Raw genomic sequence first — 17,811 nt, 5'->3', positions numbered from 1 at the left:
TATTTCATATTAACTATAATAATGGCTTCAAAAAAACAAAGAAAAATAGAAGTACTAAAAGCATGTGCTTATGTTGTAGGTATTGAGGTATTGTTGAGAATGACCAATGGAGCTTTATTTTATGAAGCATCAAAATATTTGGTGATTTTATTTATGTTAATAGGTATGTTTTATGACGGTATTTCTAATAAAGGGTCTGCTTATTTTATTTATCTTATACTTCTTGTGCCATCCATAATTGTCGCATCATCAACAATCGGATTTGATGCCAATTTCAGAACTAACGTAGCTTTTGTTTTAACGGGCCCTGTTAGTCTGGGAGTTTCTGCTTTGTATTGTTTAGATCGTAAAATTACAAGAAATCAATTGCTCGATGTATTGCAATATTTGTCACTCCCTATAGTTTCTTTAACTACTTATTTATTTTTATATGCTCCAAGTATTAAAGATACGCTTCGAGGAACACAATCTAATTTTGAAGCATCTGGAGGATTTGGTCCCAACCAGGTTTCTACAGTATTGGGTATCGGAATGTTTACGTTTTGTGTATTTATTTTTCTTAAATCGAAAAATATTATAATTACAATAATAAATATTATGCTATTTAGTGCAGTTACATTTCGAGCAATTGTTACTTTTAGCAGAGGAGGTGTGATAACTAGTATATTAATGATAATGGCATTTTTATTCTTTTTATATCTAAAATCAAAATCTAATGAAAGGTTTAGGATAGTAGCTTCATTAATTGCTATAGTGATGGTTTTAGGGTTTACGTGGGTAGTTAGCTCCAGTCTAACAGGTGGGTTAATTGAAAAGCGATATAATAATCAAGATAAGAAAGGTTTGGAAAAAGAAGATGTATCAGCTGGTAGAGTTAATCTATTTTTGGGAGAATTGGAAGGATTTATTGAGAACCCATTTTTGGGGGTTGGTGCTAATGGGATGAAAGAATTAAGAATTGAAAGAATGGGAAAAGCCATTGCTAGCCATAATGAAGTAAGTCGAATATTGTCAGAGCATGGATTAATTGGAATTATTATTTTATTAATTTTAATTATTAGACCTTTAGCATATAGAACAGAAAATCAAAGTAATATATTTTTCTTTGCTTTTTTCTGTTTTTGGTTTGCCACAATAAATCATTCAGCTATGCGTATTGCGGCTCCAGGGTTTGTTTATGGCTTAGCTTTATTAAATGTTATACATGAAAAAAAACGTCCTTTACATAGGAAATGCCTTAGCGAATAAAGGGAAAACCAGCTCTACGATAGATACTTTAAGCTCCCATTTAAAAATAATGTGTAACCTTAAAATCGCATCAGCCAAGTCTAATAAAGTGTTTCGCTTATTGGATATGATATTTTTAGTTTTTAAAAATAAAACTAATACGGATTACGTCTTAATAGATACTTACAGTACAATTAATTTTTATTATGCTTTGATTATAAGTCAACTTTGTAGGCTGTTTAATATTAAATATATTCCAATACTTCACGGTGGAAATCTAGAGAATAGATTGAAAAACAATCCTAAATTAAGTGAACTTACTTTTAAGAATGCCCATAAATTAATTGCTCCATCTAATTTTTTAAAATTAGTATTCAATAATTACGGTTATCAAAATGTTGAATATATTCCAAATAGTATTGAACTAGACCAATACAGTTTTGAAAATCGAAATATCGATGCTATCAAGCTATTATGGGTTAGGTCTTTCTCATCAATTTATAATCCTGAATTAGCTGTTTTAGTTTTAAAACAATTAAAAGAAGAAAATTACGACGTTGAGCTAACAATGATTGGTCCTGATGTTGATGGGTCTTTAATTAAAGTAAAAGAGTTAGCTGATAGTAAACATTTAGAAGTTAATTTTACAGGAAAACTATCGAAGGTTGAATGGAGAACATACTCTAAAAACACTAATGTTTTTATAAATACCACTAATTTCGATAATATGCCAGTAAGTGTTATTGAAGCAATGGCACTTGGATTACCAGTTGTTTCAACTAATGTTGGAGGACTTCCATTTTTAATTTCTGACAATTCTGAGGGGATTTTGGTAAATCCGGATGATTCCAATGCTATGGCTGAGGCTATTATTAGGTTAAAAGATGATATTGAATTCAAGAATAAATTAGTACAAAATGCACGTGCTAAAGTTGAAAATTTTAGTTGGAAAGCCGTGAAACCTAAATGGGAATCCCTTTTGTCTTAAATTTATGTTCAAAACCAATTGTACTTATTATCTTTACGTCATAGTTTTCTTGCAAAATGACTAAAAAAAAAGGAATACATTTCGAAGTTTCTGAACGTAAAATTCTATTAAGGATTTTAGATTTGGTGATGGTGTATTTGGGCGTTTATTGCCTAAGTCTTTATTTTGATTTTGAATATATTGAAGTAAGTAAAGATAATAGTGTAGCTTTAATTCTTTTAGGAGTATATATTACAATATTCGGGACAATATTTGAATTGTACGATCTTCAAAAAGCAAGTAAGCTTGAGTCTACTTTTAAGAATGTGGTAATTACGGCATCTACAGTAGTTCTTTTTTATCTCTTAACACCTGTTCTTTCGCCATATCTTCCAGTTGAACGTCTTCAAATTGTGTATCTGTATTTAACCATTATATTCTCTATCCTTTTATGGCGAGTATTTTATATGAACTTAATCGAATCTCCTCGTTTTTATAAGCGTGTGCTTTTAGTAGGAGAGGTTTCAAACATAGATGGACTTGTTAGAGCGTTAGATACTTCTGACCCAAATTATAAAATAGTAGGTTTTATTAATAGTGAAAACTCATCTGAAGATTCTGTAAAGTTTAATGGATTAAAAGAATTTGATGCTAAGGATTTTTTACAAACTATTCAAAAGGAAAAAATTTCAGAAATCTTGGTAGCTAGTTTTAATACAGAAGCCATTACGGTAGAAGTTTATCATGATTTGATGTTGCTTCTAGAGCGTGGTTTTAAAATTAGAGACTATACACAGGTCTATGAAGAATTACTTCAAAAAGTTCCGGTGCAATTTGTAGGTAAAGATTTTTATAAATATTTTCCTTTTAGTCGTAGCAATGAAAATAAGCTATACATATTTTTTCAGCGTGGATTCGATATTGTTTTCTCATTGATTGGTTTGTTTTTTGGATTATTAATTGCGCCAATTATCTTAATTGGGAATTTAATAGGAAACAGAGGTCCTTTATTTTATTCTCAAGAACGCGTAGGTCGAAATAGTAAACCTTTTCAGATTATTAAACTTAGATCGATGGTTGTAAATGCTGAGGAAGATGGCGTAAAATGGGCTCAGAAAAATGACACCAGAATTACGGCTTTTGGTATGTTTTTACGTCGTTCTCGTTTAGATGAAATTCCACAATTTATCAATGTTTTAAAAGGAGATATGAGTATTATAGGTCCTAGACCAGAACGTCCGTTTTTTGTTAATGAATTATCTCGAATTATTCCGTTTTACGAAACACGTCATATCATTAAACCTGGCCTTACAGGTTGGGCACAAGTAAGCACAAGGTATGGTGCTTCTGTTGACGATAGTTTAACGAAGCTTCAATACGATTTGTATTATATTAAACACAGAAGTGTGTTTTTAGATTTCAGTATTTCAATAAAAACACTGAGTACTATATTATATTATAGAGGACAGTAATTAGTTTTTATTAAGATATTTTGAAAGAAATATAAATCTAATAAAAATTGCTATTAACAAAGGAATTAAGCCAATAGCAAAAACCTGTATGCCACTTATCCAATGAAATGTTAACAGTGCTAACATAATAATTAGAAACTTTATATAACGTTTTACCCAATTCTTAATCGTTGGTTTTAATAATTGACTAACAATAAGAATATTTAAAGGAAAAGCCCATAATAAGTTAAAGTTATAAGCGGTTGCTGAATGGTCTGTAGCAAACCAAAGCAATAATAAAACAATACCGACAATTCCTGTGGTTCCAAAAATTATGGAATCTAACCACTTTGTTCTCTTATTATTTTTATAATCTTTATATGTAATAAATAATATGCCAAGCCCAAGTAATCCTATTATAATCAATGGACTAAATAGAGAATCGAATGAGGTAATGTCTTCTTTTTTTTCATAAAGGTTTGAAGAGTCTTTTACCAATTTCTGAGAGCTATCTAATTTTGCGTTTGCAAAAAACTCATGGATATATATTGGTAAAAACATATGCTCAGATGTTGTAGCTTCTACATCTATAACAGAACCTAAAGCAATATCAATTCCAAAACTTCCCCAAGTATTAAGGCCAACATGGTCATGGATTAGTGTTCTAAATGTTTTATGTTTAAAACCTTCGGGTAAATTATAATCTATTTTTCGTGAAGTTGCTTTTTCAGTGACATCTCTAATTCTAGTAGCACAATTGTCATAAAAGAAATCGTAGATATAACGTCTGTTTTCTGGTTTATAATTGTTTTCTAAATAGTTAAATAGATTTTGTTTTTCTTTGGCAGAGAAATTTAAAACTTGCTCGTCAATTGAACGATTATAACTAGTATAATGGTAATATATATCCGCAAAATTGTGTTTACTAATAAGGTATTCTAACTTTCCTTGTGCAAATTTTAAATAAAAATTTGGTGCATCAAAATCGTATTGACCGTAACCATATATCGCATCTATACCTAAGTCGTTGTCTTTAACTCTAAAAGCATTATGACCAAAAGCATCGTTTAGTGAAGCTCCTGGACCAATAGTTAATACAGATATTTCTGCATTTGGTGATAATTGATACTGCTGAGAAAACCCAGAAGTAATTGTAAATAGAAATACTAAAAGAGAAAACTTTAATTTCATATGATGAACTATCTAAAAACGCTAAAATCTATTTTTAATGAAAACACATTAGAGTAAAGGGCTGCACTTTGATCACCAATGTCAGTGAAAGCATAATCAATTTGAATACCTCTGTATTTAAAACCTACACCAAAATTAGGCTGAAAGGTAACTTGTTCTGAATCATCGATTTGAATTTCATTTTGAAAATTACCAACTCCAGCTCTTAAAAAAACTAAATCCGTATAACCAAATTCAAAACCTAAAGCAGGATTTATGCTGGCAAAAGAAGTAGATATAATATCGTTATTTTGAGCAAAACGCATATTTAAGTTAGCAGCTGCTAGTAATGTGTAATCGTAATGGAATATCCATTTCTTAGACATTCCTATTTCTAATTTTGGTATTGTTATTTCTGTAGTTTCTGGTAGCTCTTGGTTTTCATCATCAATTGCGCCACTAATTTGTTCAAATTTTTCTTCGTCAATAGACCAAGCATTAAAAGTAGTTGTGATATCTCTTGCCATGATACCAAATTTCCAATCGTTTTTGCCTTCAAATTGAATTCCTGCATCTAAACCAAAACCCCAAGAAGAGGCAAAATCACCAATTATGCGTCTAATGATTTTCGCATTTACCCCAAAATTTAAACCGTCTAATGGCAGTTTCCTTGCGTAAGAAAACGTAAGACCATAATCTGCAGTAGAAAATGTACTTATTCTATCGTAATTAATATTTCCCTGGTCATCGATTAATTGCGTAGTATCTAAAATATCATCGACTCCAAACCTTATTAATGATATACCTAAAGCACTTTTGTTATCTAAAGGCATTCCGTATCCAATATAATTATAATTGGCAATGTTGGCAAAATAACTAGAATGCATTAAAGCTAATTGTTTACCTTCTAAATGCACCAATCCTGCAGGATTCCAATAACCAGAATTTACATCAGACGTTTGAGATACAACAGCATTACTCATGCCCAATGCAGCAGCATCAACACCTATATTCATAAATTCATTAGAATATTTTCTTGTGGTTTGACCCGAAGCGAAAAGCGTAGCAAGTATTAAGAGAAGTGCTAAGTAATTTTTCAACAGCAAATTTTTTTTACAAAGATGCACAATATTTTATATCTATTTAACTGTAAAATAAGGTTGTTATTGTTTTCTTTTTACGCAATTTCAAAAATATTAAGTACAGACTCAAATACTTTTATATTTTTACATAAATTTAAATTATGAGTATTAAACGACATATTCCTAATATCGTAACATTGCTGAATTTGTTTTCGGGTTGCATTGCTTTAATTTTTGCAGTGTATGGCAATTTTATTGCGGCTGCTCTTTTTGTGTTTTTAGGCATATTCTTTGATTTTTTTGATGGCCTTTTAGCCCGAAAATTAAATGTGCAAAGTCCGTTGGGTATTCAGTTAGATTCTCTGGCAGATTTGGTAACAAGTGGAGTAGTGCCAGGTGTTATTATGTTTAAATTAATTTCTGATTCTATAGGAACCTCAAATTTTAACTATGCAGATAGTTGGACGTCCAGTTTAAAAGGAACTGTTTTAGAAATGCCATTTTTACCGCTAATAGGATTGTTAATTGCTCTAGCTTCTGCTTATCGGTTAGCAAAATTCAACTTAGATGAAGATCAACAAACTTATTTTAAGGGTTTACCTGTACCAGCCAACACATTAGTAATAATGTCATTACCATTGATTTTAGAATATCAAAATAGTGATTTAATGAATTCAATTATTATTAATAAATGGTTTTTAATTGGTCTTACATTATTGAGTTGCTATTTATTAAACTCTAATATAAAATTGTTTGCATTAAAATTTAAGAATTGGAGTTTTAAAGATAATGCTGTGCGTTATGTTTTTTTGATTCTTAGTGTTGTACTTTTAGTAGTGCTTCAATTTGCTGCAATACCATTTATAATTGCATTATATATCATATTATCAATTCTAGATAGAAAAAATATCCACTAAATCTTTAAATTAACATTAATACCAGAATAAATTATGGCTGAAATTCTTTTTACTCTCTTAATGCTTGTAATGCTGCAAGCCGTTTTAGGTTTTGATAATTTACTTTACATTTCTTTAGAATCTAAAAAAGCACCATTAGATAAGCAAAAACGAGTTAGAAAAGTAGGAATACTAATAGCTATAGTTTTAAGAATAGTTTTATTATTTGTTTTAGTTAGAGTAATTGGCTTTTTTCAAGAACCCTTTTCGTTTTTAACGGGTCATATTGAAAATGTTTTAGACTTTGCTTTTAATGGACATAGTCTTATTGTTTTAGCAGGTGGTGGCTTTATTATTTACACGGCAATTAAAGAAATTTGGCACATGATTTCGCTTTCAGATTTAAGCCACGATGTTGAAGATGGTGCTGTTAAACGAAAAAAAACGGCTAATGCAGTGATTGTTAGTATAGTAATTATGAATTTAGTATTTTCATTCGATTCAATTTTGGCTGCGATAGGACTTACAAGTGAAATTGAAGATTCTACTACTGCATTTATAGTAATGGCTATAGCGATTGTTGTTAGTGGATTACTGATGTTGTTTTTAGCAGATAGAATTTCAACCTTCTTAGCTAAGAATAGAATGTATGAAGTATTAGGGCTCTTTATTTTATTTATTGTTGGTATTATGTTAGTGACTGAAGGTGGGCATTTAGCACATTTAAAAATCTTTGGAAACGAAATTGTACCAATGAGTAAAACCACATTTTACTTTGTGATTGTAGTTTTAGTTATTGTAGATATTGTACAAGGCCGTTATCAAAAGAAATTGATAAAGGAAAAAGAGAGCACATTAAATAAGGGTAATAAAAACTAGTTAAGTAATGGAAAAGTATAAGCTTAAGTATTTAATTTATATTTTCTTAGCACTAATGGCAATTCAATTTGTGATTGGTTTGGTAGATATTTTATTGTCTAAAGCAGATAGTGATTTAACATCCATAACTTCTTTATTGATATCAATATGTAGTATTCCGTTGAGTTTAATTAATAGCAAACTACCGTTTTTTGTATCAGAGAACTTATTTATGGTTCTTATATACTGGGCAATCAACTTAACAATACAGTCTGTATTTGTGTATGGCGTTTTATTGGTAATTCAAAAAATGAAACAAAGTAATAAGTAGTAATTTAAAACTCTAATTTCTTTTTACGTAGTTCAAAGTTTTGACCTAGATAAACCTTACGTACCATTTCGTCACTTGCCAATTCTTCGGGTTTACCTGCTTTAAGAATATTACCTTCAAACATTAAATAGGTTCGGTCTGTTATAGCTAAGGTTTCTTGTACGTTATGGTCTGTAATTAATATACCAATATTCTTTTTGGTTAATTTGGCAATAATACGCTGAATATCTTCAACGGCAACAGGATCGACACCTGCAAAAGGTTCATCCAAAAGTATAAAATTTGGGTCAGTTGCTAGCGCACGTGCAATTTCAGTTCGTCGTCTTTCACCACCAGAAAGTAAGTCTCCTCTATTAGTTCTAATATGTCCTAATCCAAATTCTTCAATTAAAGACTCCATTTTATCATGCTGCTCTTTCTTACTTAATTTTGTAAGTTGTAAAACACTTAATATATTATCTTCAATACTTAATTTTCTAAAAACCGAAGCTTCTTGAGCTAAATATCCAATTCCGTTTTGAGCACGTTTATACATAGGATATTTTGTGATGTTAGTGTCATCTAAATAAATGTTACCACCATTTGGTTTTATAATACCAACGATCATGTAGAAAGATGTCGTTTTTCCGGCTCCATTAGGACCTAATAAACCTACAATCTCACCTTGATTAACCTCTAGTGAAACGTCTTTTACCACTTTTCGTCCGCTGTAGGACTTCATTAAATGTTCTGCTCGTAACTTCATATTGTATCTAAGAACGTTAAAATTAATAAAATCATATCTATTTGGTTGGCTTTATAAATCATTTATTAAAAGTTTAACCTTGAGTATAATGATTTCGACTTTATTCAATATTAAGCTTTCTTAGCTTTTCTTTTTTGATTTTTTACAACAACACCAGATATATAGATGCTAACTTGGTATAATAATAGAATAGGAATTGCAACAATTACTTGACTCGCAATATCTGGAGGTGTAATAATTGCGGATAATATTAATACAATAACTAGTGCGAATTTTCTGTATTTTCTAAGAAATTGAGGTGTAACAAGTCCGGCTTTAGTTAAAAAATAAATTAAAATTGGCAATTCAAATACAAAACCAGAAGCAATAGATGATGAGCGTACTATGGCGATTACAGAACTGATGTCAAACTCATTAGAAATTTCTTCACTAATTTGATAGTTCGCTAAAAAGTTTAGCGACAAAGGTGTAACAATGTAATAACCAAAAAGTACTCCAATAAAGAATAATAATGATGCTATGATAATAAATCCTCTCGAGTTTTTACGTTCACTAGCTTTTAATCCAGGACTAATAAAACTCCATAGTTGATATATAACATACGGAAATGATACTATAAAACCAGCATAAATAGAGGTCCAAATATGCGCAGAAAACTGACCTGCAACGGTTCTATTCTGAATAATAAAAGGAAATTCTTCTGCACAAAAAGTAGTATCTGTCATTCCTAAAAATTGAGATACTCTGCATAAACCTTCATATGTTGGAAAGTTCATGTGTGTAGGCCCAAAAATTATATCGAAAACAATTTTTTTAAATATAAAAGCTAAAGTTGCTGCAATGAAAACACTAGCTACAGCTCTCACTAAATGCCATCTTAATTCTTCGAGATGGTCTAAAAAAGACATCTCATCTACTTGCTGTTTTGCCATTATATAATACCTTCTTTTATTAAATCGTGTAAGTGAACAACACCTGCATAAGCATCGTCATGTTCTACTAGCAACTGAGAAATACCAAATTCTTCCATAACCTCTTTTGCATCTACTGCCATGGCATCTTCAGAAATTCGTCTTGGATTATTACTCATAATATCTTTGGCTTTTAAGCCTGTTAGATTATCACTTTTGCTCAACATACGTCTTAAATCACCATCTGTAATAATACCAACAATCTTTTTATTTTCAACCACAGCTGTTACACCTAGCATTTTTTCCGTAATTTCTACAATAACTTCTTTTAAGGAAGCTTCAAGTCCTACTTGTGGTTTCTGATTTTGAGATGATAAATCATTCACTCTTAAGTATAATCGTTTGCCAAGTGCTCCTCCAGGATGATATTTTGCAAAATCCTTACTAGAGAAACCACGCAATTCTAATAGACAAACCGCTAAAGCGTCACCCATAACTAATTGTGCTGTAGTACTTGTTGTTGGTGCTAGGTTATTAGGGCAGGCTTCTTGTTCAACATAAGCATTCAATATAAAATCTGCTTGTAAACCTAAAAATGATTCTTTGTTACCTGTAATTGCAATCATTTTGTTTTTTGCATTCTTAATAAGCGGTACCAAAACTTTTATTTCTGGTGTGTTTCCGCTTTTAGAGATACAAATGACAACATCATCTTCAAGTATTAACCCAAGATCACCATGTATGGCATCTGCAGCATGCATAAAAATAGCTGGAGTTCCAGTAGAATTTAAAGTGGCTACAATTTTATTTGCGATGATTGCACTTTTACCAATTCCGGTAATTATTACGCGTCCTTTTGACTGATAAATCAATTCTACAGCATCTGCAAAATCTTCAGTTAGTAATTCTGATAAATTATTTATAGCTTTACTTTCTAATTTTATCGTTGTTTTTGCAGTTTTTAAGATAGATTGCTTAGTGTTCAAAACTTATGTTTTATTGAGTTTTTTAGATATAAAGAATTTGTTATCTTTAAAGTTGTTGCAAATGTATATAAAATACCAATAGGGATTAATGAGTATTGCAGAAATTGACTTACACGCTTCACTAAAAAAACACTTTGGATTTTCACAATTCAAAGGTTTACAAGAGGAAGTAATAAAAAACGTCGTAGCTGGTAATAACACTTTTGTTATTATGCCAACAGGAGGCGGAAAATCGTTATGTTATCAACTACCAGCTTTAATTAAGGAAGGTACTGCCATTGTAGTGTCTCCACTTATAGCTTTGATGAAAAATCAGGTTGATGCTATTAGAGCCGTGTCTGAGCACGAAGGTGTAGCGCATGTTTTAAATTCTTCGTTAAATAAAACGGAAGTAAAACGCGTTAAGGATGATATTACAAGTGGTATCACAAAACTCCTTTATGTGGCGCCAGAATCGCTAACCAAAGAAGAATATGTTGACTTTCTGAGAACAGTTAAGATTTCTTTTATGGCTGTTGATGAAGCCCATTGTATCAGTGAATGGGGACATGATTTTAGACCAGAATACAGAAATTTAAAAACTATTATAAAACGAATAGGTGATGATATACCTATTGTAGGTCTTACTGCAACGGCAACACCTAAAGTTCAAGAAGATATTTTAAAAAGTTTAGGCATGCCAAATGCTGTAACTTTTAAAGCATCTTTTAATAGGCCAAACCTTTATTACGAAGTGCGTCCTAAAACTAAAAATGTAGATGCAGATATTATTCGTTTTGTAAAACAGAACGATGGTAAATCTGGTATTATATATTGTTTAAGTAGAAAACGTGTAGAGGAATTATCGCAAGTATTACAAGTCAATGGTGTAAAAGCGGTTCCTTATCATGCAGGTTTAGATGCTAAAACGAGAGTAAAACATCAAGATATGTTCTTAATGGAAGATACAGATGTCGTGGTTGCAACTATCGCTTTCGGAATGGGAATTGATAAGCCAGATGTGCGTTTTGTGATACATCATGATATACCTAAAAGTATAGAAAGCTATTATCAAGAAACTGGTAGAGCAGGTAGAGATGGTGGTGAAGGTCATTGTTTAGCCTACTATGCATATAAAGATATAGAAAAGCTCGAAAAATTTATGGCAGGCAAGCCTGTAGCTGAACAAGAAATTGGTCATGCACTTTTACAAGAAGTTGTCGCTTTTTCTGAGACTTCAGTCTCTAGACGTAAATTTATTCTTCATTATTTCGGAGAAGAATTTGATAATGCAACAGGTGAAGGTGGTGATATGGATGATAACGTACGTCATCCTAAAAAGCAAGTAGAAGCTAAAGATGATGTTAAGATATTATTAGAAACAGTTCAAAAAACTAATGAAAAATATAAATCTAAAGATTTAGTACAAGTACTCGTTGGTAATGCAAATGCACTTATTTCTTCTCATAAAACGGATACTCAAGATTTCTTTGGTATTGGTAAAGACAAGGATAAAAGGTATTGGATGGCTTTAATAAGACAAGTATTAGTAGCTGGTTTTTTAAAGAAAGATATTGAAACTTATGGTGTTTTAAGATTGAGTGAAAATGGTGTGAATTTTATTTCTAAACCAGAATCATTTTTAATGGCTGAAGATCATGTGTTTGATGAAGATACTAATGACGGTATAGTGACCAACGCAAAAGGAGGAGTAACGGCAGATGAGAAGCTTATGAAAATGCTTAAGGATTTACGTAAGCGTAATGCTAAAAAACTAGGTGTTCCTCCATTTGTTATTTTTCAAGATCCTTCTTTAGAAGATATGGCTTTAAAATACCCTATATCTATTGAAGAACTTTCTAATGTGCATGGTGTAGGTGAAAGTAAGGCTAAAAAATACGGAAAGGATTTTGTTGGTTTAATAGCAGATTATGTTGAGGAAAATGACATTATGCGACCAGATGACATGATTGTAAAGTCAACAGGAACTAACTCTGCAATAAAATTATACATCATTCAGAATGTAGATAGAAAATTGCCTTTAACAGACATTGCATCTTCAAAAGGGATGGAAATGCCAGCTTTTATTAAAGAAATGGAATCTATTGTGTTTTCTGGTACTAAGTTGAATATTAATTATTGGATTGATGACCTTTTAGACGAAGATCAACAAGAAGAAATCCATGATTATTTTATGGAAACTGAAAGTGATAAAATCGATGATGCTATTGAAGAGTTTGATGGTGATTACGATGACGAAGAATTACGATTATACCGAATTAAATTTATGAGTGAAGTAGCCAACTAGGCTTTAATTATATTAAAATTACTATGGTCAGTCCGACTGAATTTAGGAATCTAGTTTCTTAAATTTAATCGGACTGATTTTTTATTCCTCTTCATCAGAAATATCAATAACTAAAGATTTTTTAAATACTAAATTATGTTTCTTAACTTTAATTTGTACGCTATTAAGCGTGGCTTTCTCTAGTTTTTTAACTTCGCTTTCTTCAACCTGAAAATCAATTTTTGTAATACTTCTGCCTTTTATACTAGAGCCTTCAGACTCAAACTCTGGCATATCTGATTCTAATTGTAATTCAAAGTCATCACCAAAAAAGGTAAGTGTTGCTCCGGTTTTGCATTTTATATGAAGTTGTCCAACAATTACAGTCTGAAAAAAGAAATAACCACCCAATTCATTCAAGCCAGCAAAAAGGACATTGTTATCAGTAACACCATAAGGCTGGTTTTCAACATCTTTTATTATTGCTTCAATGCTGTCATTAGATTTAGCTTGAGAAGCTTTGTTACCAAAAAAATTAGATAATGAAAATGCCATTTTAGTTTTTTTTCAAAACTAACCTTATTAATTTAAAACTCAAATTTTGTTTTTTGTTAAAGCTTTGAGTCTTCAATTCTAATTTTGTCATATTCGCAAATCTTCAGTCTAAATTCGTAATTCATAAATCATTACTTATCTTTGCACTCTTAAACAAAAGAAAACACAATGCAAGACGGTTTATACGCAAAATTCAACACTACAAAAGGTGCGGTTTTAGTAAATTTAGAGTTCGAAAAAACTCCAGGAACAGTTGGTAATTTTGTGGCATTAGCAGAAGGGAATTTAGAAAATTCAGCTAAACCACAAGGCACTCCTTATTATGATGGATTAAAATTCCACAGAGTAATTCCAGATTTTATGATTCAAGGTGGTTGTCCACAAGGAACTGGTACAGGAAACCCTGGTTATAAATTTGATGATGAGTTTCATCCAGATTTAAAACATTCAGGTCCTGGTATCTTAGCTATGGCTAACTCGGGTCCTGGTACAAACGGAAGTCAATTTTATATTACACATGTTGCAACGGATTGGTTAGACGGAAAACATACTGTTTTTGGTAATGTAATAGAAGGTCAGGATATTGTAGATGCAATTGTGCAAGGTGATTCTATTGAAAGTATTGAGATTATAAGACAAGGCGAAGCAGCGGAAAAGTTTAATGCAATTGAAGCATTTAGAACGTTTGAAGGTTCTCGCGAAAAACGTGTCGCTGCAGAACGTGAGGCTGTAAAGGCTGAGTTAGATAAATTAGCCGTAGGTTTTGACGAAACTAAATCTGGTTTACGTTATAAAGTTATTCAAAAGGGAGACGGTAAAAAAGCAGAAAAAGGTAATACAGTATCTGTACATTATAAGGGACAATTGTCTGATGGAACTGTTTTTGATTCATCATACAAAAGAAATGCACCTTTAGATTTTCAAGTTGGTGTTGGTCAAGTAATTCCTGGTTGGGATGAAGGAATATGTTTATTAAATGTTGGTGATAAAGCACGTTTAGTAATTCCTAGCGATTTGGCTTATGGAGCTGCTGGAGCAGGAGGTGTAATTCCACCAAACGCAACATTAGTTTTTGATGTAGAATTAATGGATGTTAAAGGATAAGAATTAGCTTATTATCGTAACAAAATAGAAAAAGAATCGTCTCACTTAATATAGTGAGACTTTTTTTTGCTCATTATCTAACCAAGCCAATCACCATGAAACTAAAAAGACTCTTTTTTTCTGTAATTATTTTATTTGTCGTTTTTAATTGTTCTAGTAATATTGAATATTCTGAAGAATTTAAAAAAGAAACGGCAGGAAGTTACCTTTATAATCAAGATGATTTAATTGATGTCTATTATGAAAATAATAAACTCTTTCTCAATTGGAGAGATGGAAAAATTGAACCTGTAGCTATAGAACAAAATGAGTTCTTTGTTGCAGATATGTATAAGAAGTTTCGATTTGTGCAGCATCCTGAAACTAAAGAGTGGTATTTGTCAATTATACCTGAAAAGGAAAATGGAACCGTTACTTACGATTATCTAAAAGCACCAGATGGTTATAAAACACCTAGTTTATATTTAAAAGAAGGCAATTACGAAAAAGCCCTTGCAGGTTATCTAGACATTAAAAAACAGGACTCAACAAGTAGTTTTATTAATGAAAGGGAATTTAACAGAATGGGTTATAATCATATGGTTAAACACGACTATGATAAGGCTATAGGAATTTTAAAAATTAACGCGGCTTTACATCCAGAGAGTGCTAATGTGTATGATAGTTTGGCGGAAGCATATTTACTAAATAATGATAGTTTACAAGCTTATATTAATTATAAAAAAGCGTTAGAGTTTTTTCCTGAAAATAAGCCTGCTAAGCGATATGTTAAAGCTGCTAAAGATAAATTTGAGGATTAAAAGCACTAAAAATCAGTTGATTAGTTGTTGTTGTGAATTAAATGAAATGGTGTTAGGTATTCTTAATTTTAATTTATAATTTGTCAGAATATTCTTTTTTTTTATTTAAATGACAAGTATAAAACATACTGATTTTTACAACGATGTATTAAAAGTACTAGACTATAAGTTTGGTATTGTTTTTATTTTTGATGGTTTCGTTGTTTCTGAAATTAAAGAAGGTGTAAGTTTCTCTTGGGAAAGCCATGCGCAGCAAATAGTAAAAGATGTAACCGATTTTACTATTTGCGATGGAAGCAATTTGGTATATATCTCTCATAGAATTTATTCTTATTCTCTTGTTCCAACAGATTGGCTTAAATTTTTCACCAATAGTTTTGAGCTGAAGGGGTATGGTGTTGTTGGTTACCACAAAATAAGCTTTATAAATACGGTAATTGAAAACTTGTTTTTCAAAAAGAAAATAAGACGTTTTATTTCTCTGGAATCTGCCATTCAATGGGCTAAAAGCTTCGATATTGTTGAGGCTTAAAAGCAATTGTCTTGTGATTACTAATAATGAAACCGCTTTGCTACACCAACTTTAATTAAATAGCTCAGCCTTAACTGAAGATTAATTGGTTCTTCATCCAATTGTTCAGTAAAATAAATAAGACCTTCTCTTTTCGGATTTAATTCTGAAATATTGTTTTTGCCGTAAGTTTTGTTGGTTCTACAGTCAAAATCGTAATGCAGTAATTTCTCTTTGCTTAAGTTAATTGACGTTAAATGTCTAATGAGTTTAGCTCTATTTACGCTAGTAATTTTAATTTTATCAATGTCATCACTATATAATAATTTCTGTTTTCCTTTTTTTAGAAAAATGCCAGTAATTAAGAAATAATAATGAGTGTGTTTACTATCATCAAATAGCCAACCATCTTTAATAATAGAGTTCTTTAAATAAGACAATTCAAATGTAAAGGTGGGTAAATCAGTATTTATGTAATGTAGTTGGGCTTTTTCGTCTATTAAATATGACTTCTGGTTTACAGTCATTATTAAATCGATGCCTTGCAGTTGTTCGTTTAAATTTGTTATTCTTTTAAATTCAATCTTTTTCTTAGCGTAAACGGTATCTAAATATCTAGATAATATGTCTTCTTGCGCTAAGTCAGATTTGAATTTAGACATTAATTTGATTATAAAGTGCTGTACCAATTTTTTCAATAACACCAACAACTAATGCATTTCCCATAAAAAAGGCACGTTTTGTATCAGTGATTCCTTCTAGTTTTGTGTGATTATCCGGAAACATATTAAGACGTTCTAATTCAATAGGTGTTAATCTTCTTAAACCTTTACCTGAAACAATAACATGTTTAAATCGTGATGGTGATTTTCCGCCTTCACCAGTAATTATAGTTCTAGATGCATTATCTAAAGCATCTGGGTAAATCATTCCTCCTTCAGAATATTTGTAAACAAAACCATCTGCAGATTTGCGTTCAATAGTTTTTGCACCTTTCAAGTATTCCCACTTTTCTTTGTCTTTGTCGTCAATAAAAAACTCTGGTGTTACTTCTCCATTTTGTAAAACATCTGCTAAAACGGTTTTTTTACCATCGTAATTTGGCTCTGTTTTAGTAGTGTGAACTTTCCCTTTTATGAGTAAGCCAGTATTTAAAAAAGGTGATGATTTTCCGTTTTTATTAAAGTTATTAGTGATTTCTACTAAGTTACCTTTTAATTCAACTTCGTCAACTGAATTAGTTTTGGCCACAGGGAAAGCATTGGCAATGGTTCCTGTTTCAGTAAGCCATTCTGCTTTGCTCGATTTTTGAAGTCTTTTATAAGTTGGCGTAGATTTATGATAACCAATAAAGAAAACGCGTCGTCTTCGTTGTGGCATTCCGTATTCTGCTGCATTAATAACACGCCATTCTACAGCGTAGCCTAAATCATTTAGACTTTGAAGCATAACGGCAAAGTCTCTTCCTCTTTGTTTCGCTGGTGATTTTAAAAGCCGATCTACATTTTCTAAAAATAGATATTTTGGTTTGTTCTTTTTATTTTCTAAAATATTATGAATAGACCACCAAAGCACACCTTTCTTGCCTTTTAAGCCTTTAGAATTATGTAATGTTGTTGCCACAGAATAATCCTGACAAGGAAAACCACCAACTAATAAATCGTGATCAGGGATTTCTTCAACATCTCTTGTTACAACTTCATTTATATCTTCGTTTGAGTGGTTTTCTTTTCCAAAACGTGCTTCGTAAACTTTAGAAGCATGTTGAATTTTTGTGGAAGGTTCCCATTGGTTGCTCCAGATAATTTCATAATCACTTTTTTCAAGCCCAAGTCTAAAACCTCCAACGCCTGCAAATAATTCTGCTACTTTCAATTTATTCTTTCCCATTTACTTGTGCCTTCATTTTTAAATTGCTTTGGACAAATAGTGTCTAAAATTATAAAAGTAT

General features: G+C 31.2%; 18 protein-coding genes. 10 read left to right on the top strand and 8 right to left on the bottom strand.

Annotated features, from left to right (window positions below):
* The first annotated feature begins 21 nt into the window (after window positions 1-21).
* Genes Q0807_RS13490 through Q0807_RS13480 form a run of 3 tightly spaced genes read left to right on the top strand, consistent with a single transcriptional unit; the run spans window position 22 to window position 3,666 of the window.
* The gene (locus tag Q0807_RS13490) at window positions 22-1,248 is read left to right on the top strand and encodes an O-antigen ligase (protein WP_299110574.1); all 1,227 of its coding nucleotides are present in this window, start codon (window positions 22-24) and stop codon (window positions 1,246-1,248) included.
* Window positions 1,205-2,215, top strand: coding sequence for a glycosyltransferase family 4 protein (locus Q0807_RS13485; protein ID WP_299110573.1), 1,011 nt, complete (start codon window positions 1,205-1,207; stop codon window positions 2,213-2,215). Before Q0807_RS13490 ends, Q0807_RS13485 begins: the two co-directional genes overlap by 44 nt.
* Before the next feature lie 56 nt (window positions 2,216-2,271).
* Window positions 2,272-3,666, top strand: a complete 1,395-nt coding sequence (locus Q0807_RS13480; protein WP_299110572.1) for a sugar transferase — start codon at window positions 2,272-2,274, stop codon at window positions 3,664-3,666.
* Here the strand turns inward: Q0807_RS13480 and Q0807_RS13475 are convergent, their stop codons facing one another.
* Window positions 3,667-4,836: a DUF4105 domain-containing protein gene (locus Q0807_RS13475; protein WP_299110571.1), complete on the bottom strand. Its 1,170-nt coding sequence runs from the start codon at window positions 4,834-4,836 to the stop codon at window positions 3,667-3,669. It lies immediately after the preceding gene.
* 8 nt (window positions 4,837-4,844) lie between these two features.
* A complete protein-coding gene (locus tag Q0807_RS13470; protein WP_299110570.1) occupies window positions 4,845-5,915 on the bottom strand; it encodes a PorV/PorQ family protein in 1,071 nt (356 codons plus the stop codon).
* Window positions 5,916-6,058: 143 nt separating this feature from the next.
* Here Q0807_RS13470 and Q0807_RS13465 point away from each other — a divergent pair, with 143 nt between their 5' ends.
* The 3 genes from Q0807_RS13465 to Q0807_RS13455 are packed head-to-tail and all read left to right on the top strand — an operon-like array spanning window position 6,059 to window position 7,982.
* Window positions 6,059-6,814, top strand: a complete 756-nt coding sequence (locus tag Q0807_RS13465; protein ID WP_299110569.1) for a CDP-alcohol phosphatidyltransferase family protein — start codon at window positions 6,059-6,061, stop codon at window positions 6,812-6,814.
* A 33-nt stretch (window positions 6,815-6,847) separates the two neighbouring features.
* Window positions 6,848-7,672: a TerC family protein gene (locus Q0807_RS13460; protein WP_299110568.1), complete on the top strand. Its 825-nt coding sequence runs from the start codon at window positions 6,848-6,850 to the stop codon at window positions 7,670-7,672.
* Window positions 7,673-7,679: 7 nt separating this feature from the next.
* Window positions 7,680-7,982, top strand: a complete 303-nt coding sequence (locus tag Q0807_RS13455) for a hypothetical protein (protein ID WP_299110567.1) — start codon at window positions 7,680-7,682, stop codon at window positions 7,980-7,982.
* A 4-nt stretch (window positions 7,983-7,986) separates the two neighbouring features.
* Here Q0807_RS13455 and lptB read toward each other — a convergent pair whose 3' ends face one another.
* The 3 genes from lptB to Q0807_RS13440 form a co-directional block, all read right to left on the bottom strand.
* The gene (gene lptB / locus Q0807_RS13450) at window positions 7,987-8,727 is read right to left on the bottom strand and encodes an LPS export ABC transporter ATP-binding protein (protein ID WP_299110566.1); all 741 of its coding nucleotides are present in this window, start codon (window positions 8,725-8,727) and stop codon (window positions 7,987-7,989) included.
* Window positions 8,728-8,837: 110 nt separating this feature from the next.
* Window positions 8,838-9,659 (bottom strand): twin-arginine translocase subunit TatC, encoded by an 822-nt coding sequence (gene tatC, locus Q0807_RS13445; protein WP_299110565.1) that lies wholly within the window; start codon window positions 9,657-9,659, stop codon window positions 8,838-8,840.
* On the bottom strand, window positions 9,659-10,624 hold the full coding sequence (locus Q0807_RS13440; protein ID WP_299110564.1) for an SIS domain-containing protein: 966 nt from the start codon (window positions 10,622-10,624) through the stop codon (window positions 9,659-9,661). The genes tatC and Q0807_RS13440 overlap by 1 nt, the downstream gene beginning before the upstream one ends.
* An 88-nt stretch (window positions 10,625-10,712) precedes the next feature.
* Here Q0807_RS13440 and recQ point away from each other — a divergent pair, with 88 nt between their 5' ends.
* Window positions 10,713-12,911 (top strand): DNA helicase RecQ, encoded by a 2,199-nt coding sequence (gene recQ / locus Q0807_RS13435; RefSeq protein ID WP_299110563.1) that lies wholly within the window; start codon window positions 10,713-10,715, stop codon window positions 12,909-12,911.
* Between the two features lie 81 nt (window positions 12,912-12,992).
* On the opposite strand, the gene Q0807_RS13430 is transcribed toward recQ, so the two are convergent.
* Window positions 12,993-13,445: a hypothetical protein gene (locus tag Q0807_RS13430; RefSeq protein WP_299110561.1), complete on the bottom strand. Its 453-nt coding sequence runs from the start codon at window positions 13,443-13,445 to the stop codon at window positions 12,993-12,995.
* Between the two features lie 168 nt (window positions 13,446-13,613).
* Here Q0807_RS13430 and Q0807_RS13425 point away from each other — a divergent pair, with 168 nt between their 5' ends.
* The 3 genes from Q0807_RS13425 (at window position 13,614) to Q0807_RS13415 (ending at window position 15,881) form a co-directional block, all read left to right on the top strand.
* Complete coding sequence (locus Q0807_RS13425; protein WP_299110560.1) at window positions 13,614-14,549, top strand: peptidylprolyl isomerase; 936 nt, start codon at window positions 13,614-13,616, stop codon at window positions 14,547-14,549.
* 95 nt (window positions 14,550-14,644) lie between these two features.
* Window positions 14,645-15,349 (top strand): lipopolysaccharide assembly protein LapB, encoded by a 705-nt coding sequence (locus tag Q0807_RS13420; RefSeq protein ID WP_299110559.1) that lies wholly within the window; start codon window positions 14,645-14,647, stop codon window positions 15,347-15,349.
* A 109-nt stretch (window positions 15,350-15,458) separates the two neighbouring features.
* The gene (locus Q0807_RS13415) at window positions 15,459-15,881 is read left to right on the top strand and encodes a hypothetical protein (protein WP_299110558.1); all 423 of its coding nucleotides are present in this window, start codon (window positions 15,459-15,461) and stop codon (window positions 15,879-15,881) included.
* A 20-nt stretch (window positions 15,882-15,901) separates the two neighbouring features.
* Here the strand turns inward: Q0807_RS13415 and Q0807_RS13410 are convergent, their stop codons facing one another.
* Window positions 15,902-16,522, bottom strand: a complete 621-nt coding sequence (locus tag Q0807_RS13410) for a hypothetical protein (RefSeq protein ID WP_299110557.1) — start codon at window positions 16,520-16,522, stop codon at window positions 15,902-15,904.
* On the bottom strand, window positions 16,515-17,750 hold the full coding sequence (locus tag Q0807_RS13405; protein WP_299110556.1) for a DNA cytosine methyltransferase: 1,236 nt from the start codon (window positions 17,748-17,750) through the stop codon (window positions 16,515-16,517). The genes Q0807_RS13410 and Q0807_RS13405 overlap by 8 nt, the downstream gene beginning before the upstream one ends.
* Window positions 17,751-17,811: the final 61 nt, after the last annotated feature.

This window comes from uncultured Winogradskyella sp., from assembly GCF_947495255.1.
GTDB lineage: Bacteria > Bacteroidota > Bacteroidia > Flavobacteriales > Flavobacteriaceae > Winogradskyella.
Note: the sequence above shows the minus strand (reverse complement) of the source record. Positions and strands in the feature narration are given on the sequence as shown.